This window comes from Acidisarcina sp. (assembly GCA_035539175.1).
Lineage (GTDB): Bacteria > Acidobacteriota > Terriglobia > Terriglobales > Acidobacteriaceae > JANXZS01.
Genome location: DATLIY010000011.1, coordinates 56,829 through 81,201 on the forward strand (window position 1 = coordinate 56,829; position 24,373 = coordinate 81,201).

Consider the following 24,373-nt stretch of genomic DNA (forward strand, 5'->3'; position numbering starts at 1 on the left):
AGTATCCGGGTTCAATATCAGGGTCAGTGTACGCCGGGCTTACTCCAGCGCGAAGACGGCGTAGACGGTAGCCGAGCTGGTAACCTTGCGGGCACTGATGGCGAGCGGCTCCACCGTCTCGGCTTTCATCGCCATGGAGGACGCCATGCCGCGCATCAGTGGTATGGGGCGCGGTGCTTCCGGGTTCTGGTTGCTGGCATAGAGCAGGGTTCCGAGCCTGGCGCCGAGACCCTTGGCCATGCGGTCGGCGATCTCCTGCGCGCGCTTGAGGGCTTTGCCCGCGGCCTGGGATTCGAGCGCATCGGCATCGGCAACGGACCAGTCGATGGCGCCGCTCTGGTTGGCTCCGGCCTTGATGGCGGTGTCGAGGATGGAGGCGGCGGCCTGGGCGGAGGTCTTCACGCTCCAGCTTTGCTGCACGGTGAACTGGTGCTGTGCTTTCTGGTCGGGCGTCAGGTTCTGCAACTCATAGGGCTGCACGTGGCTTATGTTCTGCGACTGGCTCTGGATGGCATCTTTCTTGACCCCTGCGGCCTCCAGGGCGCGAGCAATCGCATTCGAGGTCCGGGAGCCGCTGGCGTAGGCGGCCTGCTCGTCCGCGGCGTAGATCTGGAATCCGATGTGGACGGTGGCGGTATCGGCGTCGGCAGTAGCGGTGTCCGTGGTGGAGACGGCGATGGTGCGGTTGTCCTTATTTACCTGAATCTGCTGGGCTGTCAGTGGAAGGTTGAGCGCAAGGAGCACAACTGGCAAAGCAGCTTTAAGGGCATTTCGCATGTAAAGGAGTCCTCTTGTGAGAGCAGGCTACTCCAAACCACTTCCGCAATTCCACCTCTCCGGCAATTCATCCGCTCCGGCAATTCATCTTAGGAATGGCCGCCCGGCACTTTTTAGGCCGAAGGCTGAACGGTGCGGGAGAAGGCCCGGATGGATTCGAGGGTGCGGTTGACGGCGCCGGAATCAATGGCATGGGCGCAGAGGCGGACTCCCTCGGCCAGATCCCCGGCCAGTCCGGCGGCCAGCAGTGCGGCGGCGGCGTTGATGAGCACGATGTCGCGCCGGGGACCCTTTTCGCCATGGAAGATTCTTTCCAGCACGGCGGCGTTCGCGGCTGCATCGCCGCCCGTGAGTTCGCTGTAAGCGCCTGTCTGGAGCCCAGCATCCTCGGGCTTGGTGCGGTAGAGGGCAACGGTGCCGTCGCGTACCTCGGCGAGCGTGCTGTCGGTGGTGACGGTGATTTCATCGAGTCCGTCGGAGCCGCGAACCACGAAGGCATGGCGTACGCCGAGGCGGGCCATGGCTTCGGCAGCCAGCGGCAACTGCTTGTACTGGGCAACTCCCATGACCTGTACCGGAGCGTAAGCGGGGTTGGTGAGCGGACCGGCAAGGTTGAAGATGGTGCGGAAGCCCAGCGCCTTGCGGACGAGCGCGACGCGCTTCATCGCCGGGTGCAGCGCCGGGGAGTAGAGGAACATGAAGCCGGTGGCGCGGAGGCACTCCACCGATTGCGCGGGAGAGAGAGCGATCGCGACGCCGAGGGTCTCCAGCACATCGGCGGAGCCGCATTGCGAGGTCACGCTGCGATTGCCGTGCTTGGCGATCTTTGCGCCCGCGGCGGCCGCCACCAGAGCCGCTCCGGTGGAGACATTAAAGGTGCTGCGGTCGCCGCCGCCGGTTCCGCAGGTATCCACAAGCTCCGCGCGCTCGGCGTCGGTGAGGGGGATGGGAACGCTGAGGGAGCGCATCGCCTCGGCAAAGCCGGTCAGCTCGTCCACGGTTTCTCCGCGGGTGTTGAGCAGGGTCAGCAGGGCGGCAATCTCGATATCGCTGGCATCGCCGGCGAGCATTTCATGGAGAGCCGCGCGCGCTTCATCGCGGGTCAGTGTGGCGGAGTTTTCCGCGAGGTGCTTGAGCGTCTCTCTCAGTTTCGGCATGGTCTGGCACCATCGTAGCGGAGCGGAGCGGGGGAAGCCAATGCGCGGGCTGTGTTTGCTGATGGGTTACGCCGTCCGATACTATTCAAGGTGTTTGTGAGCAGCATCACTGTTTTAGGAAGACGCGTGCCCAAGGGTATGCGGCGAGGGGAATTCTCAAGCAGGCTATGAAAATTCACGAGTATCAGGCAAAGGACATCCTGGCGAAGCACGGCGTAGCCGTTCCGCGGGGTGAAGTGGCCAACACGCTGGAACAGGCGTTGGATGTGGCCAAGAAGCTCTTCAGCGAAGGCGCGACCGGTGTCGTAGTGAAGGCGCAGATCCACGCCGGAGGCCGAGGCAAAGGCGGCGGCGTGAAGGTGGCCAAAACGCTGGAGGAGGCCGAGGGCTACGCCAAGCAGATTCTGGGGATGCAACTGGTAACGCACCAGACGGGACCGCAGGGGCAGAAGGTGCAGCGGCTGCTGGTGGAAGAGACGGCGGCCATCGACCGCGAGCTGTATCTCGGCATCGTGCTCGACCGTGCGGCGGCCAAGCTGGTCTTTATGGCATCGAAGGCCGGCGGCATGGAGATAGAAGAGGTTGCAGCCAAGGATCCGGATGCGATCGTGAAGGAGTACATCGACCCCGCAGTGGGATTCCAGCCCTACCAGGCGCGCAAGCTGGCTTTTGCGTTGGGGCTGAAGCCGACGCAACTCAACCAGGCCGTGCAGTTCATGCAGGGGCTGTACAAGGTTTACGTGGACACGGATGCTTCGCTGCTGGAGATCAATCCGTTCATCACCACCAAGGACGACAAGCTGTTCGCGCTGGATTGCAAGATCAATTTTGACGATAACGCGATGTTCCGCCACAAGGATCTGAAGGAACTACGGGATGTGGCGGAAGAGGATCCGCTTGAGGTGGAGGCGTCGAAGTACGCGCTGAACTACATCAAGCTGGATGGCAACATTGCCTGCATGGTGAATGGCGCGGGCCTGGCGATGGCCACGATGGACATCATCCAGTACGCAGGCGGAAGCCCGGCGAATTTTCTGGATGTAGGCGGCGGCGCCAACCAGGAGCAGATCGAGCATGCGTTCGAGATTCTGCTCTCGGACAAGAATGTGAAGGCGATCTTCATCAACATTTTTGGCGGGATTCTGCGGGTGGACACTCTGGCGCAGGGCGTGGTGGCTGCGGCAAAGAAGCTGAATGTGACCGTGCCGATCGTCTTGCGGCTTGAGGGCACGAACGTGGAGCAGGGACGCGAGATTCTGAAGGCGTCGGGACTGAACTTCCTCGTCGGCGAGACGATGCAGGATGCGGCTGCGCTGGCCGTTGCGGCGGCGAAGGGAGACAAATAATGTCTGTACTGGTAAGCGAAAATACACGGTTGATTGTTCAGGGAATTACGGGCAGAGAGGGAACGTTCCACGCCAAGGGTTGCGCGGAGTATGGTACCAAGGTGGTTGGCGGCGTCACTCCCGGCAAGGGCGGAACCACGCATGAGGGCTGGCCGGTATTCGATACGGTGCAGAAGGCCGTGGCCGAAACGGGCGCGAATGCGACGGTGATTTTTGTGCCGCCGCCGTTTGCCGCCGATGCGATTCTGGAGGCGGAAGACGCAGGTCTGCCGCTGATCGTCTGCATCACGGAGGGGATTCCCTCGCTCGACATGGTGAAGGTGTGGGCGAAGATCAAGAATTCGAAGTCGCGACTCATCGGACCCAACTGCCCGGGCGTGATTTCGCCAGGCAAGGCGAAGGTCGGCATTATGCCGGGACGCATTCACAAGCAGGGAACGGTGGGGATTGTGTCGCGCTCGGGCACGCTGACCTATGAAGCGGTATATCAACTGACGACGCGCGGCATCGGACAATCGACGGCAATTGGCATTGGCGGCGATCCGATCATCGGGACGAATCATACCGACGCGCTGAAGCTGTTGAACGAGGACCCCGATACGGAAGCGATCATTATGATCGGCGAGATCGGCGGCACGGCGGAGGAGGCTGCGGCGGAGTACATCAAGGCCCATGTGAAGAAGCCGGTAGTCGGCTTTATCGCCGGCCAGACGGCTCCTCCGGGACGCCGCATGGGACACGCAGGCGCCATCATCTCCGGCGGGCAGGGCACCGCAGCCGATAAGATGAAGGCGATGGAGGCAGCGGGAATCCACGTAGTGGCTTCCCCGGCCTTGATCGGCGAGACGCTGGCCCGGGTGATCGGGAAAGCTTAAGCCACGCCGGAAGCAGCAAACAAAATGGGCCCGCACCCTGGTGGATTTCGCTTTCCTTCGGAGACCACTGGGTGCGGGCCTGGAATTACTGGGATCCATAAGCACGGAACCATAAGAGCGGGGCCAGGCATTGCAGTTGCGAATGCTTTGTCAGCCTTAGCAACGAAGTCCTGATTGGAGTCATGGAACGCACGCGAGTGGCTCGGCAGCCACGGAAGAGGAGAATGGTCATGGATCAGAAAGTGACAAAATCTTTCGGACCGGTGCTTGCAAATCTCGATGCTTTGCTTCCAGATCTTGAGTCGATCTACAAGGACATTCATTCTCACCCCGAACTGTCGATGCAGGAAGTGAGGACTGCGGGCATCGCGGCGGATCACCTGCGCAAGGCGGGCTTTGAAGTGACAACAGGTGTGGGGAAGACCGGCGTAGTCGGTCTGTTGAAGAACGGCGACGGCCCTACGATTATGCTGCGCGCCGACATGGACGCCCTGCCGGTTCAGGAAGCCACCGGCCTGCCCTACGCGAGCACGGTTACCGCTGTCGATCGCACAGGAAAGACGGTGCCTGTGATGCACGCCTGCGGACACGACATGCATGTGACGTGGCTGATTGGCGCGGCCACACTCCTGGCTCAGTCTCGCAATGCCTGGCACGGTACGCTGATGGCCGTGTTTCAACCGGCGGAGGAAACCGGCGAAGGTGCGCAGGCGATGATCTCCGACGGGCTCTTGACGCGGTTCCCCAAACCCGACGTCATCCTGGGGCAGCACGTCATGAACCCCACTGCCGGCGTGCTTTACTGGCGCACGGGCGTGGTGACCTCTGCCGGCGACAGCTTCCAGATTCGGATGTTTGGGCGCGGCGCTCACGGGTCCATGCCGGAAGCCAGTATCGATCCGGTAGTGATGGCGGCATCCACCGTCCTGCGACTGCAGACCATTGTCTCCCGCGAGGTCGCGGCGACGGAAGCTGTCGTGGTTACAGTCGGCTCGCTCCAGGCAGGGACGAAGGAAAATGTCATTCCTGACGAGGCTGTTATCAAGCTCAATGTGCGTACATTTGACGAAGGTGTTCGGACGCGTGTTCTGGCCGCAATTACGCGGATTGTGAATGCGGAAGCCGCCGCTTCGGGTGCTCCCAGGCCGCCGGAGATTACGCCGCTCGACCACTACGCAATCGTTCGGAACGATGACCAGGCAACTCATCGGGTGGTGGAAGCCTTCCATAAGTATTTTGCAGACGACCGCATACGGGAAACCAAGCCCTCGACTGCAAGCGAGGACTTTGGATGCTTCGGATCCTCGTGGCACGTACCGGCTGTATTCTGGTTCGTTGGCGGCACGGATCCCAATGTGTACGAGAAGGCCAAAGCCGCTGGTAAGCTCGGCGAGCTTCCAACCAACCATAATCCGCGATTTGCCCCAGTGATCCATCCAACGCTGGAAACAGGCGTGCAGACCCTGGTGGTTTCCGCCCAGGCCTGGCTGGCCTCGTAGCTACTATGATTGTTAACGATCAAATCCTGGTGAGTGATTTCCTGAACCTGCTGGATCTGGTAGGTACCTTCGCGTTCGCGATTAGCGGAGCGGTATCCGGCATCAAGCACAAGCTCGATCTTTTTGGGGTGCTCGTACTGTCCTTCGTTGCGGCCACGGCAGGGGGCATCACCCGCGATGTGTTGATCGGAGCGATCCCGCCGGCTTCGGTCGCTGACTGGCGATATATCACCGTGTCGATCCTTGCAGGATTGGCTGTATTTTTCTGGTACCCGCTCACGACAAAATTGAAGAGTCCGGTCCAGCTATTCGATGCAATCGGGCTGGGACTTTTCGCGGTTGTCGGAGCCGGTAAGGCGCTTGCCTTCCATGTCGCCCCGGGAGGAGCCGTCCTTCTGGGCGTGATGACCGGAGTTGGCGGGGGAGTCGTACGCGACGTGCTTGTCGCAGAGGTTCCCATCGTTTTTACCGCCGAACTCTATGCGGTTGCCGCCCTGCTTGGCTCGATTGTGGTTGTGCTGGGCCACGCGCTTTCCCTCCCGTCCGCCCCAGCGGAAGCGGTTGGCGGGTTTCTATGCGTCGCACTGCGGCTGCTGGCCATTCGGAACGGCTGGCGTCTCCCCGTAGCGCAGCATCCGGATTAAAAGGCCCGCCTTGTCATCTTGAGCGCAGCGGCTCTGCTCCCCCACAGGCTTTGTCATCCTGAGCGCAGCAACTCTGTTCCCCACACTAGCCTTGTCATCTCCCACTAGCCTTGTCATCCTGAGCGAAGCGAAGGACCTGCTTCTTCATCTCCGGCCGCGTCCTCAGCAAAGCGCTCCGTGCTCCTCCCCACTGGCTTGTCCTAAGCGCAGCAACTCTGTCCCCCCACCAGCTCTGTCATCGCCCACGCCAGCCTTGTCATCCTGAGCGCAGCGAAGGACCTGCTTCTTCCCCTTGCCCACGAAAATCTTTGCGCCTCGCTCTTTGTCAGCCGTAAGCTCGCTTCATGCATGGCGAGCGCGTTTATAGCACATACATTATGGCGAGCCGGAGCCGGACACTGTATATCGGCATGACTGGAAACCTGCGACAAAGAGTATTCGAGCATAAGCAAAAACGAGGGTCGGACTTCACTGCGAAGTATCGGTGCAGCCGCCTTGTCTGGTACGAAAACTTCCATTACGTCCGGAACTCCATCGCCATGGAAAAGAAATTGAAGGGGTGGCTGCGGGCAAGAAAGATTGCACTCATCGAAGAGGTGAATCCCTCGTGGGAGGATTTGAGCGAAGGATGGTACTCAGAAGAGCAGTTGAGGATTGATGAGGGGGAAGCAGATCCTTCGCTGCGGAGATGAAGAAGCAGGTCCTTCGCTTCGCTCAGGATGACAAAGCTGGCGTGGGGGATGACAAATGCGATGTGGAGACAGAGCTCCCGCGCTCAGGATGACAAGCCAGTGTGGCGAGCAGGGAGCGCTTTGCTGAGGACGAGGCGGGAGATGAAGAAGCGGGTCCTTCGCTGCGCTCAGGATGACAAGGCTGGTGTGGGGGAAGCAGGTCCTTCGCTTCGCTCAGGATGACAAAGCTGGCGTGGGCGATGACAAGGCTGGCGTGGGGGGCAGAGCTGCTGCGCTCAGGATGGCAAAGCCAGCAGCGCCATGCTGGCAGCAGCCACAGCAAGGCGCGGGGATTACCAGACTCTGCAGGTTTTTTCGGCGGCCATGGGCTGGCCTTTCCTGCAATGGAAGGTCCTGGCGAACTGCGGCAGGTCGGCGAGGATGCCGTTGGTGCGATATTCGTCGGGGGAGTGGGGATCGGTCTGCAGTTGCGTGCGCAGAGCTTCGGGACGGGTCTGCGTGCACCACTGCTGTGCATAGGCCACAAAGAAGCGCTGTTCCGCTGTGTAGCCGTCCTGTTTCGCTGCCATGTCGAGATGGTTTTTCTGTGCTTCGTCGGTCCAGGCGAGGTAGGCCAGCCAGAGGCCGCCGAGATCGGCGAGGTTTTCTCCCAGCGTGAGCTTGCCGTTGATGTGCACGTTGTCCACCGGCACATAGCCGTTGAACTGCCGGACCATACAGGTCGCGCGCTCGGTGAACTTCTTCCCGTCCTGTGCGGTCCACCAATCGGTCAAGTTTCCACTGGCATCGAACTGGCGTCCTTCATCGTCGAAGCCGTGGGTCAGCTCGTGGCCGATGGTGGAGCCCATGTCGCCATAGTTCGCGGCGTCATCCTCCAGCGCGCTGAAGAAGGGCGGCTGCAGGTATCCGGCGGGGAAGTTCACATCGTTCATCTGCGGGTTGTAGTAAGCGTTGACGGTGGGGGGAGTCATACCCCATTCGGCCCGATCGACGGGTTTGCCAATCTTGGCGAGGTCGCGGTCGCTCTCGAACTCGCGGGCCCTCAGCATGTTGCCCAGCGTATCGCCGCGAACAATCTCCAGCCGGGAGTAGTCGCGCCACTTGTCCGGATAGCCGATTTTGTTGACGACGGTGTGGAGTTTTTCCCTGGCGCGCAGTTTGGTTGCAGCGCTCATCCAATCCAGGTTGTCGATGTCCCGCCCCATGGCCGCTTCAATCGCAACCGTCATATCCAGTGCGCGCTGCTTTTCGGAGGCTGGAAAGTAGCGGCTTACATAGACCTGGCCGAGTGCCTCGCCAAGTTCGCTGTCGACGCGACGGGTGCAGCGTTTCCAGCGGGGCTGCTGCTCCTCCTGCCCGCGCAGAGTGTGCGCGTAGAAGTTGAAGTCCTCATCGTCAAAGCTTTGCGGCGTGCTGGTACCGGCGATGGCGTGGATGAAGTGCCAGCGGAGATAGGTCTTGATGGCAGCCAGATCGGTGTCGTTGAGGAGGGCGTTCATCTCGGTGAAGAATTTCGGCTCCGTAACGTTGATGCCATCGGTTTCGGGATTGTGTAGAGGCGCGTGCAGCGCAGCAAGGTAGGCGTTGAAGTCGAAGGCAGGCACAGAGGCTTCAAAGGCCGCAAGCTTCATCGGGTGATTGAGTTTTTGCGGGTCGCGCGCTTCAGTGACCGTCAGCGAGGCCCTGGCCAGCCGCGTCTCCAGCGCCATCACGGTCTGCGCATCCTGGGAGGCTTTGCCGGCCGGCTCGCCCAGCAGTCGGAACATGTTGGCGACATGCAGCACGTACTGGTTGCGCTGCTCCACGCTCTTGGCGTCGGTGCGGGTGTAGTAGTCGCGCTCCGGCAGGCCCAATCCACTGGCGACAAAATAGTCGATGACGCGGGTGGAGTCGGCAAAGTCCTGGTTGGAGCCGGAGGCGAAGAACGCGTCCACGCCCTGGCGATGCAACTCGGCAAGCAGAACGGGAAGATCCCGCTTCTCGCGGAGAGCCGCGATGCGGTCCAGCTCGGGCTGGAAGGGCGCGGTTCCCCTGGCGTTGACTGCCGCTACGTCCATGCAGGTGGCATATTCGTCGCCGATCTTCTGCTCGTTGGGGGTGCGGGTGGAAGAGGCGCTGGAGGTGCTCTCCAGTATGAGGCGCAGCTTCTCGCGATTGATATCGGCCAGCTCAGTGAAGCGGCCGTAGGTGGTCTGGTCCTTCGGCAGCGGATTCTTCTTTAACCAGCCATTGCAGGCGTAGCGATAGAAGTTCTGGCAGGGATCGATCGCCGTGTCGACCAGCGAAGCGTCGAAGACCTTGAGCGTATTTCGCGAAGGCGAATCCGTGGGAGTCTGGCCGGTGAGCGCGGCGGGCGCAAGCGTAAGGAGCAGGGCAGCCACGACGCCGGTGATGGAAGCAGCAGCGCGATTGTCCCCGGCTCCGCGGCTCAGCAGCAGATTTCGTCCAAAGGTCATTGGCACAAACTTTAACAGACAGCAACCCCCGGGAACGCAGGAAAGGAGCCTAAACAGGTACACTTGAAGGATTGCAGCGACTTATTCGCATAAGAGATCGCAACTATACGTTTACAGGAGAAACTGAGTGTCAGAACGCACGTTCAGCATCATCAAGCCGGACGCCGTCCGCAAGGGGTACACCGGCGCGATTCTAGCGGAGATTGAAAAGGCAGGATTCAAGATCGTCGCCGTGAAGAGGCTTTCCATCTCCAAGCAGCAGGCCGAAGGTTTCTACCACGTGCATGCGCAGCGGCCGTTCTTCGATTCGTTAACAACCTTCATGTCTTCCGGGCCGATCTTTCCGATGGTGCTCGAGAAGGACAACGCGATCGCGGATCTGCGGAAGCTGATGGGCGCAACGAATCCCGCAAATGCCGAGGAAGGCACGATCCGCAAGCAATATGCAGGGTCGATTGAAGAGAACGCGATTCACGGCTCGGATGCTGCTGATACGGCGGCGTTTGAGATTGGCTACTTTTTCGCTGGCTACGAGCTGGCGTAGTTCCCAGGGCGCCGCGGGTCTCGTCCCGCTGCGCCTTGCTATTCAGGGAGGACACCTTTTTCTCTCTCTTCGCGCCTGGGCCTGACGTACAGGGTTCAGCGGCCCGGCGGCAGGCGAAGAAGGGCCCGTAGAGCTGCCGGGGTGCACAAGCTGATAGACTAGGTATTGTGCCCAATCAGGGGTTGGGAGCATCGACTGCGGCGGACGGCTGCTGCGCAGTCCTGCCCGCTGTTCCCGCCCGATAGCAATCCAAATCTGCAAGCACTGCAAAAAGAATAGGAAAACCGCGCCTGTGAGTACGACAATTCGCAATATCGCCATCATCGCCCACGTCGATCACGGTAAGACAACGCTCGTGGACGCATTGCTGAGGCAGGCCGGAACTTTTCGCGCCAATGAAGCCATAGCCGAGCGGGTCATGGACTCGAATGATCTGGAGCGTGAGCGTGGCATCACCATTCTCGCCAAGAACACGGCAATCCACTTCCGCGATACCAAGATCAACATCATCGACACGCCGGGCCACGCCGACTTTGGCGGCGAAGTGGAGCGCGCACTGAAGATGGTGGACGGCGTGATGCTGCTGGTGGATGCCTCCGAGGGGCCGCTGCCGCAGACGCGCTATGTGCTCTCCAAGGCTCTCGAAGCCAAGCTGAAGCCCATCCTGGTGATCAACAAAATCGATCGCCCCGACGCGCGCGCGCAGGAGGTCCTGAACGAGGTCTATGACCTGTTCATCGATCTGGATGCGGGAGAAGACCAGCTGGATTTTCCGGTGCTGTACACCAACGCCAAGGCAGGAACGGCGAGTCTCTCGATGACCGAACCAGGCACCGACCTGCAGCCTTTGTTTGAGGCGATCCTCTCGACCATTCCGCAGGCAACCGGCGACCCGAATGGCGATATGCAGATCCTGGTGACCAACCTGGACTACTCGGATTACCTGGGCCGCCTGGCGGTGTGCCGCGTGTTCAACGGTACTCTGCATACCGGCGACGAGGTATACATCTCCAAGCGCGACCACTCGCTGCAGAAGACAAAGATCACCAAGCTCTTCTCGTATATGGGCCTCAAGCGCGTGGATATTACCGAAACCGAGATTGGCGACATCGTCGCCGTGGCCGGCGTGGAAGGGATCACGATTGGCGAGACCATCACCGGAATCGACAAGCCGGCGCCGCTGCCGCTGATCGTGATCGACGAGCCAACGATTGCGATGCAGTTCTCCGTGAACAACTCGCCCTTCGCGGGGCGGGAGGGCCAGTATGTCACGTCGCGCAATCTGCGGGAGCGGCTGGAAAAGGAGCTGCTGACCAACGTTTCGATTCGCGTTGAGGATACGGGCAGCCCGGACAGCTTCAAGGTGCTGGGACGCGGCGAGTTGCAGCTCGCCATCCTGATCGAGATGATGCGCCGCGAGAGCTTTGAGTTGATGGTGGGCAGGCCCGAGATCGTGACTCGCCAGGTAGATGGCAAGACGATGGAGCCCGTGGAGCGGCTGACGATCGATGTTCCAGAGAACTTTGTTGGAGTGGTGATTGAAAAGCTTGGGCCGCGCAAGGGCGAGATGCTGAAGATGCACAATCACGGCTATGGACGCGTGCGGCTGGAGTTCCGCGTGCCCAGCCGGGGATTGATCGGACTGCGCAGCGAGATGTTGACCGAGACGCGCGGCACGATCGTGATGAACACGATCTTCGATGGTTACATTCCACATCAGGGAGAGATTCCGCAGCGTCCCACCGGGGCTCTGATCTCGGATCGCGCGGGCGTGACCACAACCTATTCGCTGAATGGCTTGCAGGAGCGGGGCACGCTCTTCCTGGGGCCGGGAGTGGATGTTTACGAGGGGATGATCGTCGGCGAACACTCGCGCGACAACGACCTGGACGTGAACGTGGTGCGGGAGAAGAAGCTCACGAATATGCGGGCTTCCAGCGCGGATGAGGCCATCCGCCTGGTCCCGTTCAAGTCCCTGAATCTGGAGCAGGCGATTGAATTTATCGCCGAAGATGAGCTAGTGGAAGTGACACCGAAGTACCTGCGGCTGCGGAAGAAGATTCTGCAGGCAAACCGGCGCCCGAAGCGCTCCACCAACGTTATGGCCTGAAACGGATAGACGCGGCTTCTCCTGCGAGGAGGAGCCGTGTTCCGGCCAGCCGACCTCCGGCGCGGGCGATGTAGTTACACTGTGGTAACGTTGGCTTAAGGTATTGCCCCGCGCGTACTTTAGAACGCGGTAGCATAGATTGAAAATGTCGCATTCGCCGAACCTGCTTCCCCCGAACGCATCTCACGGCTCGGCCGATCCTGACCGCAATCCGGTGCGGGATCCCCATGCCGGCAAAGTGCTTTGGCTCAAGCGGGTTGAGTTGTTCCTGCGCGTGGTGATCCGCCTCTACATCGGGGTTCTGGTCCTGCTGCTGCCGTGGACGCATCTCTGGCAGGACAATCACTTTCTGAATTATTTCCCGCAAATGGCGCATGTGGCGACGCTGGGTGTCGTTCGAGGAATTGTCTCGGGCATCGGGCTTCTCAATCTATGGATTGCTCTCTCCGACGCGATTCAATATCGTGAATCGTAACTTCGAATAAAGTGAGCCATGAGCATAAACATTCCTGATCCGCCGCATCTTGCCAAAGCGCCGCTGGCCTATGAGAATCCCAACTTCCTGAATGGGCCGGATGGCCGCATCATCCGCATCCTGTCGGAGTACTCGGAACCGCTGGCGCGTTTTCGCCGCGAGCGCATCCAGGACACCGTGGTTTTCTTCGGGTCGGCACGTTTTCGCGGAATGGATGAGGCGAATCACACGCTCGAAGTGCTGGAGAATACCGGGTCAGCACAGGCCGCGCCATCGGAGGAGCAGCCGGCGCGGCTTCCAGAACTGGAGCAGGGAACGGCAACCGAGCTGAGTTTACGCCGGGCCGAGGCTGCGGTAGAGATGGCCCGCTACTACGAAGATGCGCGCCGTCTCGCTTACATGCTGACCAAGTGGTCGATGTCCTTGAACTATCGCCGCCGGCGCTTTGTGGTGACCTCCGGCGGCGGCCCCGGCATTATGGAAGCGGCCAATCGCGGGGCATACGAGGCAGGCGGAAAGACAATCGGGTTAAATATTCGTCTGCCATTTGAGCAGGAGCCGAATCCTTACATCACTCCATCGCTGAACTTCGAATTCCATTACTTCTTCATGCGTAAGTATTGGTTTGCCTACATGAGCAAGGCGCTGGTGGTCTTCCCCGGCGGCTTCGGCACGCTGGACGAGATGTTTGAGCTGCTGACGCTGTCGCAGACCAACAAGCTGGCCAAGAAGATGACGGTGGTGATCTACGGCTCGTCCTATTGGAACCAGGTGTTGAATCTGGATGTTCTGGTGGACAAGGGCGCGATCTCGCCGAAGGATCGTGAACTCTTTCAGATGGTCGATACGCCGGAAGACGCATTCGCCATATTGAAAGAGGGCCTGACGCGGAATCATCTGGAGCCGGAGGCGTTGCGCGCCCGGCAAAGCGCGGAGGAAGAGGTGCTCTCCGGCTGGACTGAAGAAGAATTTCTTGGTCCTGAGATTACTAAGACGAGCATGTAAAGCGCACTGTGGATGAGTGCGTGTATGAAGAAGCGGTAAATATTTTGCATTGCTGAAGCGAACGATTTTGGTCTTCCCGGTATCTTTCTATGTTCGCGTCGGAATTGAAGTTCCTTTCTTGTGTCCGTAATCCGGTGTTCATGGCATCGCGTTGATACTGCCATCGGAATTGGGATGCAAGGAGGACACTTAGATGCTCGAATCGAAGATTTCGTATCTTTGGGACGATAATCAGGCCGCGCGTGGTTTCGTCTCTGGTGTTTCTCTCCATAGCCATACCAACCAATCGAAGGAAACGCTGGATTTTCTCGCCAACCTCGGCAACCAGTACCCCTGGATTCGTCCCGTGCTGGCGCGCAGCGAGCGCTATTGCCGGGAAAAACAAAAGCTTCCTCTCGACTATGCGCGCAGCTATTGGACGCCTCCGTTGACCCCGCGCCTGGCATTTGAGCTGGAAGGACGTCAGATTCAAAACCTGAATCTTGCGCCGCTGGTTTCCATTACGGATCACGACACGATCAACGCGCCGATGCTGCTGCGCACGGTAGCCAGCGCGCGCCACATTCCGGTATCGGTGGAGTGGACGGCCCCGTTTGGCTCGGATCAGGCCTTCCATCTCGGGATTCACAACCTGCCCAGCGAGTCGGGGGCGGAGTGGATGAAGATCTTCGAGGAGTTCACCGCGAAGCCCAACGATGACCGGCTGACGGAGTTGCTGGCGGAGCTGCATGCCCTGCCGAATGTGCTGGTGATCTTCAATCATCCCCTGTGGGATCTATACCTGATCGGCGAAGAGAAGCACGCCGTTCGCGTCGAAGAGTTCATGCGGCGGAATGGCGAGTTCATGCATGCGCTGGAGTTGAATGGGCTGCGGAACTGGGAAGAGAATCGCTCGGTAAAACGGATGGCGAAGCGGTGGAACAAGCTGCTCATCTCCGGCGGCGACCGGCACGGGGTTGAGCCCAATGCCAACATCAATCTTTCGCAGGCGACCAGCTTTACCGAATTTGTGCACGAGGTGCGCTACGAGGGCCGGAGCCACGTGCTCTTTATGCCCCAATATGCCGAGCCCTGGAAGCACCGCATTCTGCAATCGACACTGGACGCGATCCGTCACTACCCGGACTTTCCACAGGGTTCGCGGAGATGGGATGAACGTGTTTATCATCCGGACCGGAATGGAGTGATTCGGCCGCTGTGCGAGCTGTGGAACAACGACAAAGCTCCCTGGGCGATGCGCTATGCGCTGGAAGCGGTGAGGATGATGGGCAGCAAGCCGGTGAGCAGCAGTCTTCGTCTCGCCTGGGCGGAGTCACGGCAACTGCGCTTTGCGCTTGGCGAACAGGAAGCGTTCTAGAGAGAACCGGTGTGCGATCGTTTCGAGGCAGCGGGAGGCGAAGATCTGCGGACTGGCGGCGGAACCAGGGAAAGCGCCTGTACGGGGATGGCACGCACGGCTAAACTTTTGATATGGAAATCGATCAGCCGCGGGTGGCCTATTTCCCCGACTCCTTTCACGAGATCAACGGGGTAGCGCATACCAGCCGCCAGTTTGAAGCCTTTGCCAAACGCAGGGATCTTCCCTTCCTTTGCGTGCGTGCGGGGGACCGGGCGCAGCCCTTCTTTGAGGATGGTCAGGTTTCCACCCTGGAGCTGCCGCGGGGTTTTCTGTCCTTTGCCCTGGATAAGGATCTTCGCTTCGATCCTGCATTCGTGCGCCACTTGCCGGACATCATTCGCACGCTTCGGGGCTTTCGTCCGGACATTCTGCACATCACCGGGCCGAGCGAGGTGGGCATGCTTGGGGCTGCGCTGGCGCATCATCTCGATGTGCCTCTGGTGGCCTCGTGGCACACCAATGTGCACGAATACGCGGCGCGGCGTTCGGGGTGGTTTCTGCGGCTGCTGCCGCAGGAAAGCGCTGAGAGAACCGCGAAGACCATCGAAGCGGTGACGCTGGCTGCTGCTGCTCGTTTCTACCGCCTGGCGCGGATCCTCTTCGCGCCCAATCGCGAGCTCTGCGATCTGCTGGAAAAGGCCACACATCGGTCCTGCTACCTGATGCAGCGTGGCGTGGACACGAATCTGTTTTCTCCCCAGAGCCGCAGCCGGCAAGCAATCGATGAGGAGGTAGTGCTGGGCTATGTGGGCCGCCTTTCCGTGGAGAAGAACGTCGCCCTGCTGGCCACGTTGCGGGCAGATCTGCTGAAGCAGGGGCTGACGCGCTTCCGGTTCTTGATTGTGGGGCAGGGAGCGGAGGAGGGCTGGCTCCGCGAGAACCTGCCGAATGCCGAGTTTACCGGCGTATTGCGCGGCGCAGCGCTGGCGCAGGCTTACGCGAACATGGATCTCTTCGTATTTCCCTCCCACACCGACACGTTCGGAAACGTTGTGCTGGAGGCGCTGGCCTCGGGCGTTCCCGCAATTGTGACGCCGGATGGCGGCCCGCGCTACATCGTTCAGGATGGCAAGTCCGGGCTGATTGCCTCGGACGAGGAGTTTTCCGCAGCAGTGGCCAGCGTCCTGTGCGATCCGGAGAAGTATGCGCAGATGCGTCGCGATGCGCGGACGCAGGCCTTGAGCGCATCCTGGGATGCGGTGTTTGAAGGTGTCTACGCGGCGTATGAGACGGTGCGCAAGCCGAAGGAAGTCGTGATGGCTTAGCTGCGGCGCCGGACAATTGCGTAGGGCGCGTTCAGGCCGCGTTGGGCGTGCCGTAACTCACCCGTCGAGAGCGAGAGGATTACGCCGTCGATTGCTCTTCCAGCACCACCATCAGCTCTTCCCACTCTGCGGTGAGTGCCTCGTTGCGTGCGCGCAGGTCTTCAAGCTCCCTGGTCAACCGCTGCGTCTCTTCCATGCTCACAAACACGCCCAGCGCCTGCTCGGTATCGGCAATCGAAGCTTCCACGCGCGGAATCTCCTCTTCGATCCATGCGTATCGCTCCTGCATCTGCTTCAGCTTGATAGGGTTCAGGCGTTTGCTCTTTTCCTTCTCTGCAGTCTCAGGCTCGGCCACTGCGGCGGGGGCAGGCTTCGCATTGCCGCTCGCATGCGTGGAGGAAGGCAGTGCGCCCACCAGCGCAGCACCGCTCTCCTTGCGGTAGAGGTAGTCCTCATAGTTGCCGGGATACACGTGGACGTGACCGCCCTCCACCTCGAAGACCCGCGTCGCAAGACCATCAATGAAATAGCGGTCGTGGGAGACGAAGATCACCGTCCCCGTAAAGCTGTTGACCGCCTCCAGCAGTACATCCTTGGCGCGAAGATCCAGGTGATTCGTCGGCTCATCCAGCAGCAGGAAGTTCGCCGGACTAACCAGGATTCGTGCCAGCGCATAGCGATTTCGCTCTCCGCCCGACAGGACGCCGAGCGGCTTGAACACATCGTCTCCGGAGAAGAGGAAGCATCCCAGCAGGCTTCGCAGTTCTGTCTCGGTGACCTTTGGAGCCGTCCGGCTGATGTCGTCCAGCATGCGCGCCTCAGGGTCCAGCACCTTGTACTGATCCTGCGCGAAATACTCCGCCAGCACGTTGTGCCCCAGCTTCAGCGTTCCCGCTGTCGGCGGCTCGACCCCTGTCAGCAGGCGGATCAGCGTCGATTTGCCCGCGCCGTTCGCGCCTACCAGTGCGATGCGGTCGCCCCGGTCGATGGTGAAGTTGACGTCGTGCAATACCTGCTTGGCATCGTAGTTCTTCGACAGCGCTGAGACTTCCACCACAGTGCGCCCCGATGGCGGAGGCTGCGGAAAAGTGAAGTGGATCGCCTTCTCCTCCTCGGGAATCTCGATGCGCTCAATCTTCTCCAGTTCCTTGATGCGGCTCTGCACCTGCTTCGCCTTCGTGGCCTGCGCGCGGAAGCGGTTGATGAAGGCCTCAAGGTGCTCAATCTGGTCGCGCTGATTCTTGTATGCCGCCTCCAGCTTTGCCCGCCGCTCGGCCTTCTGCGTCAGGTACTTTTCGTAGTTGCCGGAGTAGGAGTGCAGCCCCTTATTCCAGATCTCTACGATCTTGTTTACCGTCACATCCAGAAAGTAGCGGTCGTGCGAGATGAGGATGAAGCCGTTGGGATAGGTTCGCAGATATCCTTCGAGCCAGTTGCGCGATTCCAGGTCGAGATGGTTGGTGGGCTCATCCAGCAGCAGCAGATTCGGCCTCTGCAGCAGCAGCTTGGCCAGTGCGATGCGCATCTGCCATCCGCCGGAGAACTCCTCTGTCCGGCGTGCCCAGTCTTCCTTGCTGAAGCCCAGGCCCGTCAGCACTGAGCCTACCTGGGCATCCAGCGCGTAGCCGTCGTGCGCGCGGAAGCGCGACTCCAGCATGGAGAAGCGCTCGGCGGCGGCGTGATAGGCTGCGCTGTCGTGCTCCAGGTCCGCCAGAGAAACCGACAGATCCTCCAGCTCCTGCTCGATGCCGCGCAGCTCATCAAATACCGACAGGCATTCTTCAAAGACGGTGCGTCCGGTGAGCGCCAGTCCATCCTGCGGCAGATAGCCGATGGTCATGCCGCGAGTCCGCTGCACGCTGCCGTAGTCCAGCGAATCGAGATCCGCCAGCACCTTCATGATTGTGGATTTGCCGGTACCGTTCGCGCCCACCAGCGCCGTCCGCTCATCCGGCGTAATCAGCCAGTTGGCGTTCTCAAACAGCAGCCGTGGGCCGAATCGTTTCCCCGCGCCAGAAAGCTGAAGCATGCTTCTATTCTAGCTGGTGAGGGGGCTATTTCTCCGCTGTCGCCTTCGCCTTCGCAGTAGCCCGTGGCGCATGCTTCGACTTCAACAGCTCCTCCCGATCGCGCTCCGTCTGGTCCGCGTATGCCTCGGCAAACTCCATGATGGCTTTCTCAAAGCTCCGGCCGTTTCCCAGGTAGCCTGACAGGACCTGTGGCTCCCCGGCGCGCGAGTGACCTCGTGCCAGCAACTCCCCGCAGATCTCTGCATACTCCACCAGCGCCTGGCCTTTCAAATCCTCCACGGCGATGGAGGCTTTATGGTCGTTCAACTGGCGTACCACGTAGTCGCGATCCGCCAGGGTGGTCCAGCCGAGAAAGATATCGGATTGAAACTGCATGGCTCGCTGCCCTTCCGCAACCCGGCGTCCCTGGTGCCGGGCAACCCCTGTCTCCTTCAGATAGGGCTCATACGCCGAGGGCAGCTCTTCCTTGATCTGCAGAAACAGGGGATCGCCGCTGCCGTTTCCTTCAAAATAAACGCAGTAGTCTCGCGTGCCGACGCTGCCCGTTCCCACCACCTTGAAAGCAACATCGCGCGGACGATATTGATGCACAAAGTGCCGCCGATCCGGCTGAAGGCTTTCTTCATAGAGCTTCAACGAGGCCAGTACGGCTCGTGCCTGAGAAGGCCTCACCCGCGTCAGCAGCGGCTTCTGTTCCTTGAAGATGCGGTGGGGCGATTCATTCCGCTTCGGCTTCGCTGGTTCCGTCAGCGTCTCCAGCGTGTGCAGAGCCGTGGAACGCTCCGCCTTCAGCAGTGCCTGCGACACCGGAGCGATGCGCTGCAGGCGGTGCACCTGGTAGCGGGCCAGATCGATTACCGGCATGTTGGCGAATCCCCGCACGGCTTTGCAGTAGGTGCGAATGAATGCGGAGACGGCATCGCTGCAATCATGGTTCTTGTTGCCGGCCTCTCGCCCGGCCAACACCAGGCTGGTCGCCAGCCGCTTGATGTCCCACTCAAAGGGGCCGCGGATCGTTTCGTCAAAATCGTTGATGTCGAAGACCAGCCGCCCGTCGGGCCCTGCGTAAGCTCCCAGGTTGCGTACATGCGCATCGCCGCAGAGCTGGGTCAGGATGCCGGTATCCGGCAGTTGCGCAAGATCGGCTGCCATGATCGGCACTGCACCGCGAAAGAATCCGAATGGCGAGGCAGCCATCCGCTCGTATTTCAGCGTCACCAGCGAAGGCACCCGCCCGCGCATCGACTGCTCCAGCAGGCTCAGCGCCGAGTGCTGGCGCTGCTTCGGATCCCAGCGTCCGTGGCTCTGCCGGGGAAGCTGCTTGCGGCGCGACTGACCATACTCGCGCCGCGTCTCAAAGCTATCCATGTCTGTCATGTGGCTGAACATACACCGCGCCGCTTCCGGAGCGCAACGGCCCTAGCCTGCAGCCCGCGCGATCTGCGCCTCCAGCGCGGCAGCGGTTGCTTCGCTCAGCGGAGGCATGGCCCCGGGCTGCGAGGCTACCCATGCACCCCAGCGATTGCCCGCTTCATTCAGTACCGGCAAGGGCGCGCCTTCCAGGTAGTAACGCGTCAACGCCGCTGTAAACGCATCTCCGGCGCCTATGGTGTCCGCGACCGTCGTTGCTAAACCGGGATGCAGGTGCGTCGCCTCGCGCGTTCGAAGTATGCTGCCCCGGGCGCCACGCGTGATGCAGACCAACTGCAGCGGAAACTCGGAGAGCAGCAGAGTTGCCGCCGCGGTCAGGTAATCCGAGGCGAGCGAGCCGCCCGATGCATCGCCCACCAGGCCATCGCCGGAGTCGTCCCCATCGTTGCCTGCATTGTCCTCGAGATCCAGCAGTCGCAGCACCTCTGCCACTTCGCCGTCATTCATCTTCAGAATGGTGGCGAACTCCATGGATTCCTCCACCACCTCGGGCGAGTAAAACGGCTCGCGCAGATTTACATCGAAGACGCGCACGCACTCCGGCGAAGTTGCCGCCAGAAAATCCTGAATCGTCTGCTGCGAGTCCCGTCCCCGCTGCGCCAGCGTTCCAAAGCAGACCGCATCCGTGCGCGAGGCTATCTGCTGCCAGTCTGCCGAGAATTCCAGAAAGTCCCACGCCGCGGGCTGCTCGATTACGTAGCTGGGCTGGCCATTGGTCAGCGTGACGGAGACCGTTCCCGTGCGGTGGTGTTCGTCCACCTGCACGTGGCTCAGATCAATGGGAAAGCTCTTCAACGTGTCGATCGCATCCCGCCCGAGGGGATCGCGGCCGATGCGGCTCAACACGGCAGCGCGGTTGCCCAGCCGCGCGGACATCACCGCAAAATTCGCCGGGGCTCCCCCAAGCTGCCTGCCCTCCGGCAGCATGTCCCAGAGCAGTTCGCCCAGGCCAACGACGAGCTTTGTTCTGGTGCCGTGTTCGTCTATATCGCGTTCGTCTATATCGTGTTGGTCTATCCCGTCCATGGTTCCCGCCGCTCGGCAATTCTATCTTGTGCAATCCTGCGCCGCGAAGGCGCGAGGCGTCTCGCTGTGTACCCTGGATGCCACATACGCGATCCAACAATACCAGTCCACAGATCATCTAAACCAGCAGCTTTCCCTGGAGGCACCTCGCAAACGGCCGCCGAAGATGAATGCTCCTGCCCAAACACGTCACCCCCTTCTCTGGCTGCTGTTGGCTGTCTTTGTCCTGCTCCTTGCGGCGGCTGTGACGGGAGTTCTTATTCTCAGGCGCCACGCGGAACCGATCCTTCGTGCCAGGGTAATCGAGTCGCTCTCCGCCCGCTTCAACAGCAAGGTCGAGCTGGGGGAGTTTCATGGCGAGGTGCGAGACGGCCTGCTGGTACAAGGCTCGAACCTCAAGCTCTATCCCCGCGCGATTGCGTGGGAGAAGCCGCTCTTCGCCATCCGGCGCTTTTCCTTTCATACCTCGTGGAAGGAGCTGTTGCGCACGCCCATGCACGTCGAACTGGTGCAAGTGGAAGGAATGGAGCTCAATCTTCCGCCGAAAGATCAGAGAAGCAAGATGCCGGAGATCACCCATGCGCAAGAGAAGATATCCATTTACGTCCATGAAATGGATATAACGGAGGCCCATCTGACGCTGGGAACAAGCAATCCGGGCAAGCTGCCACTCGAGTTCGATATCAGCCAGCTCGTCCTCCACACCATCGCGCAGGGCCAGCCTATGAAGTTCCAGACAACGCTGGTTAACCCCAAGCCGGTAGGAGATATCGCATCGAGCGGCTACTTCGGTCCCTTCAACGCCGACAGCCCCGGGGATTCAAACGTCCGTGGCAGTTACGAATTCAGCCATGCAGACCTGAGCACCATCAAAGGCATCGGCGGCATGCTCTCTTCGCAGGGGCAATACTCCGGCACTCTCAACCAGATCACGGTTGACGGCTCGACGGAGACACCGGATTTCAGCGTCTCGATCAGTGGGCATCCCGTGCCGCTCCAGACTACGTTTCACGCGATTGTGGATGGCACCAATGGAGACACGCTGCTCGATCCCGTGGATGCAACCCTGGCGCACTCGCACCTGATCGCCAGAGGGCGCATCGTGCGTGCAGAGGATCGCAGCGGGCACGATATCCACCTCCACGTCATCGTCGATAAGGCTCGCGTCGAAGACCTCCTGCGCCTGGGCGTGCGTACCGATCCGCCGGTGATGACCGGAGCCGCGCAGCTTACGACCGCGCTGGAGCTGCCTTCCGGCGATATTCCTGTGCACCGGAAACTGCGATTGCATGGCCGGTTTTCCATCGAGAGGGCGCACTTCACCAATCCTGCAACTCAGAACAAGATTGATTCCTTAAGCCTGCGCGGACAGGGAAAGCCGAAAGAAGCGGCGGAACCCAATCCGGATGACGTCTTTTCGCGCATGAAGGGCAACTTCACCCTGCGGAACGATCGGCTTATGCTGGATGCGCTGCAGTACAACGTTCCGGGTTTGCAGGTAAATCTGGATGGCGTCTACAGCCTCGACGGAAATGATTTCGACTTCCATGGAAAGGCGCGTCTTGATGCCAGGCTTTCCCATATGACCACCGGATGGAAGAGCCTGCTGCTCAAGCCCGTCGACCCCTTCTTTGCCAAGGACGGGGCGGGCACTGTCCTCCCCGTAAAGATCACCGGCACACGATCCGAGCCTCACTTTGGACTTGATTTCGGACATTAGCGCCCCAGCCCCACGAGCCATCCCCGGTTGTGATATTTTTCCCCTTCCGGCTGAGATGGATTAAGTTCAACCGTGAATCCAAGCACTCCCAAGCATTACGAGGACAAACATGATCGCAGCAGGCAAACGAACAGGTATCGTCGCAACTCTAGTGTTGCTCCTCTCCAGCCTGGCTCTACAGCCGGCCTGGTCCCAGGCGCAGAAGTCCGGCAAGGCGCCTGCGGTTCAGGCTGCCACCACCGCCGCGGAGCCGTGGTGGAAACACGCAGTCTTTTATGAGATTTACCCGATCAGCTATCAGGATACGAATGGGGATGGCCGCGGAGATCTGAAAGGCATCACCCAGAGGCTCGACTACCTGAAGACACTCGGCATCGACGCCATCTGGCTTACGCCTATCTATCCCTCGCCGCTGGTGGACTTTGGCTACGACATCTCCAACTACGTGGCCATCGATCCCCGGTACGGCACCATGGCGGATTTTGACAAGCTTATCGCCGAGGCGAAGAAGCGCAATATCCATGTCCTGATGGACTTCGTGATGAACCATACCTCCGACAAACACCCGTGGTTCCTTCAGTCGGAGAGCTCGAAGACGAATCCCAAGCGCGACTGGTATGTCTGGAAGGATGGCAAGGGGCCCAATCAGCCGCCCAATAACTGGGAGTCCGGCTTCGGCCACTCTGCCTGGCAGTTCGATCCCAAGACCGGGCAGTACTACTACCACAAGTTCTATATTCAGCAGCCTGACCTGAACTGGAACAATCCCAAGGTCAAGACGGCGATGTTCGACGCGGCCCGCTTCTGGCTCAGGCGCGGAGTCGCCGGGTTCCGCCTCGATGCCGTGGATACCTTGTTTGAAGATCCCGATCTTACCGACGAGGAGGTGGTGAAGGATAAGGATGGCAAGCCCATCCTCAATGCGTATGGCGATCCGCAGCTCGTCCATAGCCGGACCAACAACCTTCCCAAGCTGCACGAGGTTCTCATGGGCCTGCGCACCGTTACCGACACCTTCCCCGGTGACCGCGTGCTCGTGGGCGAAACCTATATGCCCAATATCGCCGAGCTGGCCAAGATGTACGGCCCCAAAAACGACGAACTGCAGCTCCCGATGGATACGCAGATCGGCATGATCAACAAGCTGGACGTAGCGACCTTCCGCCAGAAGATCCTCGAGTCACAGACGGGCCTGAACGGAAATCTGCCGATGATCGTCTTTGACAATCACGACAACCCGCGCATGGATGCCCGCTATGGCGACGGCGTCCACAATGAGGACATCCAGCGCGTCCTCTCCACCGTTCTCTTCACCACCCGCGGCGTCCCGCTTATGTATTACGGAGACGAGATCGGCATGAAGACCACCCCGCCGGCCCGCAAGGAAGACGTCAAAGACCCCATCGGCATTACCGGCTGGCCCAAGGAGAAGGGCCGCGACGGCGAGCGCACTCCCATGCAGTGGGACGACTCCGCCAACGCCGGCTTCACAACCGGCACGCCCTGGCTCCCTATTCCGGCGGACTACAAAACCGTCAACGTCAAGGACGAGATACCCAACTTCAACTCGCTGCTCAACTGGTATAAGGAGCTGATTGCGTTGCGTCGCACGCAGCCTTCGCTGCGCGATGGCAACTACGTGGCGCTCAATACCACGGACAACAATGTGCTTGCATGGCTGCGGCAGGCGCCCGGCAAACCTGCCGTCGTCGTCGCCTGCAACTTTACTGCTGCGGCGCAGAAGATCTCCATCAACCTGACCGGTGTCGGCCTGGGAGGCAAATCCGCGAAGACTCTGATGAAGACTCCCGGCTCTAGTGATCCCGCATCTCTTTCGGCGATTCAACTGCCGCCGTTCGGTGTCTATATCGGAGAGGTGCAGTAGGCGCTTGCGGGATAACGATCCCCAGTACGGGGATGGG

18 protein-coding genes are annotated in these 24,373 nt (G+C 60.4%); 12 read left to right on the plus strand and 6 right to left on the minus strand.

Annotation, left to right across the window (positions count from 1 at the left end; genetic code table 11):
• Positions 1-39: 39 nt before the first annotated feature.
• Entirely contained in the window at positions 40-777 is a 738-nt protein-coding gene (locus VM554_14600; GenBank protein HVJ09604.1) for an SIMPL domain-containing protein, read from the minus strand.
• A 113-nt stretch (positions 778-890) separates the two neighbouring features.
• Positions 891-1,934 (minus strand): anthranilate phosphoribosyltransferase, encoded by a 1,044-nt coding sequence (gene trpD / locus VM554_14605; GenBank protein ID HVJ09605.1) that lies wholly within the window; start codon positions 1,932-1,934, stop codon positions 891-893.
• Between the two features lie 167 nt (positions 1,935-2,101).
• Here trpD and sucC point away from each other — a divergent pair, with 167 nt between their 5' ends.
• From sucC to VM554_14625, 4 genes are all read left to right on the plus strand, one after another.
• The gene (sucC, locus tag VM554_14610) at positions 2,102-3,280 is read left to right on the plus strand and encodes an ADP-forming succinate--CoA ligase subunit beta (GenBank protein HVJ09606.1); all 1,179 of its coding nucleotides are present in this window, start codon (positions 2,102-2,104) and stop codon (positions 3,278-3,280) included.
• A complete protein-coding gene (gene sucD, locus VM554_14615; protein ID HVJ09607.1) occupies positions 3,280-4,155 on the plus strand; it encodes a succinate--CoA ligase subunit alpha in 876 nt (291 codons plus the stop codon). The genes sucC and sucD overlap by 1 nt, the downstream gene beginning before the upstream one ends.
• A gap of 230 nt (positions 4,156-4,385) precedes the next feature.
• On the plus strand, positions 4,386-5,654 hold the full coding sequence (locus VM554_14620; protein HVJ09608.1) for a M20 family metallopeptidase: 1,269 nt from the start codon (positions 4,386-4,388) through the stop codon (positions 5,652-5,654).
• A 5-nt stretch (positions 5,655-5,659) separates the two neighbouring features.
• The gene (locus tag VM554_14625) at positions 5,660-6,298 is read left to right on the plus strand and encodes a TRIC cation channel family protein (GenBank protein HVJ09609.1); all 639 of its coding nucleotides are present in this window, start codon (positions 5,660-5,662) and stop codon (positions 6,296-6,298) included.
• A 1,024-nt stretch (positions 6,299-7,322) separates the two neighbouring features.
• On the opposite strand, the gene VM554_14630 is transcribed toward VM554_14625, so the two are convergent.
• Complete coding sequence (locus VM554_14630; GenBank protein HVJ09610.1) at positions 7,323-9,446, minus strand: M13 family metallopeptidase; 2,124 nt, start codon at positions 9,444-9,446, stop codon at positions 7,323-7,325.
• Between the two features lie 127 nt (positions 9,447-9,573).
• Between VM554_14630 and ndk the strand changes: the two genes are divergently transcribed.
• The 6 genes from ndk to VM554_14660 all read left to right on the plus strand — a co-directional run bounded on the left by ndk (position 9,574) and on the right by VM554_14660 (position 16,244).
• A complete protein-coding gene (gene ndk / locus VM554_14635; protein ID HVJ09611.1) occupies positions 9,574-9,990 on the plus strand; it encodes a nucleoside-diphosphate kinase in 417 nt (138 codons plus the stop codon).
• A gap of 292 nt (positions 9,991-10,282) precedes the next feature.
• Entirely contained in the window at positions 10,283-12,100 is a 1,818-nt protein-coding gene (gene typA, locus VM554_14640; protein ID HVJ09612.1) for a translational GTPase TypA, read from the plus strand.
• Positions 12,101-12,245: 145 nt separating this feature from the next.
• Complete coding sequence (locus VM554_14645) at positions 12,246-12,575, plus strand: hypothetical protein (protein ID HVJ09613.1); 330 nt, start codon at positions 12,246-12,248, stop codon at positions 12,573-12,575.
• Positions 12,576-12,593: 18 nt separating this feature from the next.
• Positions 12,594-13,580 (plus strand): TIGR00730 family Rossman fold protein, encoded by a 987-nt coding sequence (locus VM554_14650; GenBank protein HVJ09614.1) that lies wholly within the window; start codon positions 12,594-12,596, stop codon positions 13,578-13,580.
• A gap of 193 nt (positions 13,581-13,773) precedes the next feature.
• On the plus strand, positions 13,774-14,937 hold the full coding sequence (locus tag VM554_14655; protein ID HVJ09615.1) for a hypothetical protein: 1,164 nt from the start codon (positions 13,774-13,776) through the stop codon (positions 14,935-14,937).
• A gap of 113 nt (positions 14,938-15,050) precedes the next feature.
• A complete protein-coding gene (locus tag VM554_14660; protein ID HVJ09616.1) occupies positions 15,051-16,244 on the plus strand; it encodes a glycosyltransferase in 1,194 nt (397 codons plus the stop codon).
• 79 nt (positions 16,245-16,323) lie between these two features.
• Here VM554_14660 and VM554_14665 read toward each other — a convergent pair whose 3' ends face one another.
• From VM554_14665 to VM554_14675, 3 genes are read right to left on the minus strand one after another with little or no spacing between them, the layout of a single operon-like run.
• On the minus strand, positions 16,324-18,273 hold the full coding sequence (locus tag VM554_14665) for an ABC-F family ATP-binding cassette domain-containing protein (protein ID HVJ09617.1): 1,950 nt from the start codon (positions 18,271-18,273) through the stop codon (positions 16,324-16,326).
• A gap of 25 nt (positions 18,274-18,298) precedes the next feature.
• Positions 18,299-19,651 (minus strand): DUF2252 domain-containing protein, encoded by a 1,353-nt coding sequence (locus VM554_14670; GenBank protein HVJ09618.1) that lies wholly within the window; start codon positions 19,649-19,651, stop codon positions 18,299-18,301.
• A 42-nt stretch (positions 19,652-19,693) separates the two neighbouring features.
• Positions 19,694-20,731 carry a carbohydrate kinase gene (locus VM554_14675; GenBank protein HVJ09619.1) on the minus strand — a complete coding sequence of 346 codons (1,038 nt, stop codon included), beginning with the start codon at positions 20,729-20,731 and terminating at the stop codon, positions 19,694-19,696.
• A 166-nt stretch (positions 20,732-20,897) separates the two neighbouring features.
• Between VM554_14675 and VM554_14680 the strand changes: the two genes are divergently transcribed.
• Positions 20,898-22,451, plus strand: a complete 1,554-nt coding sequence (locus VM554_14680) for a hypothetical protein (GenBank protein ID HVJ09620.1) — start codon at positions 20,898-20,900, stop codon at positions 22,449-22,451.
• Between the two features lie 109 nt (positions 22,452-22,560).
• Positions 22,561-24,336, plus strand: coding sequence for an alpha-glucosidase (locus VM554_14685; GenBank protein ID HVJ09621.1), 1,776 nt, complete (start codon positions 22,561-22,563; stop codon positions 24,334-24,336).
• Positions 24,337-24,373: the final 37 nt, after the last annotated feature.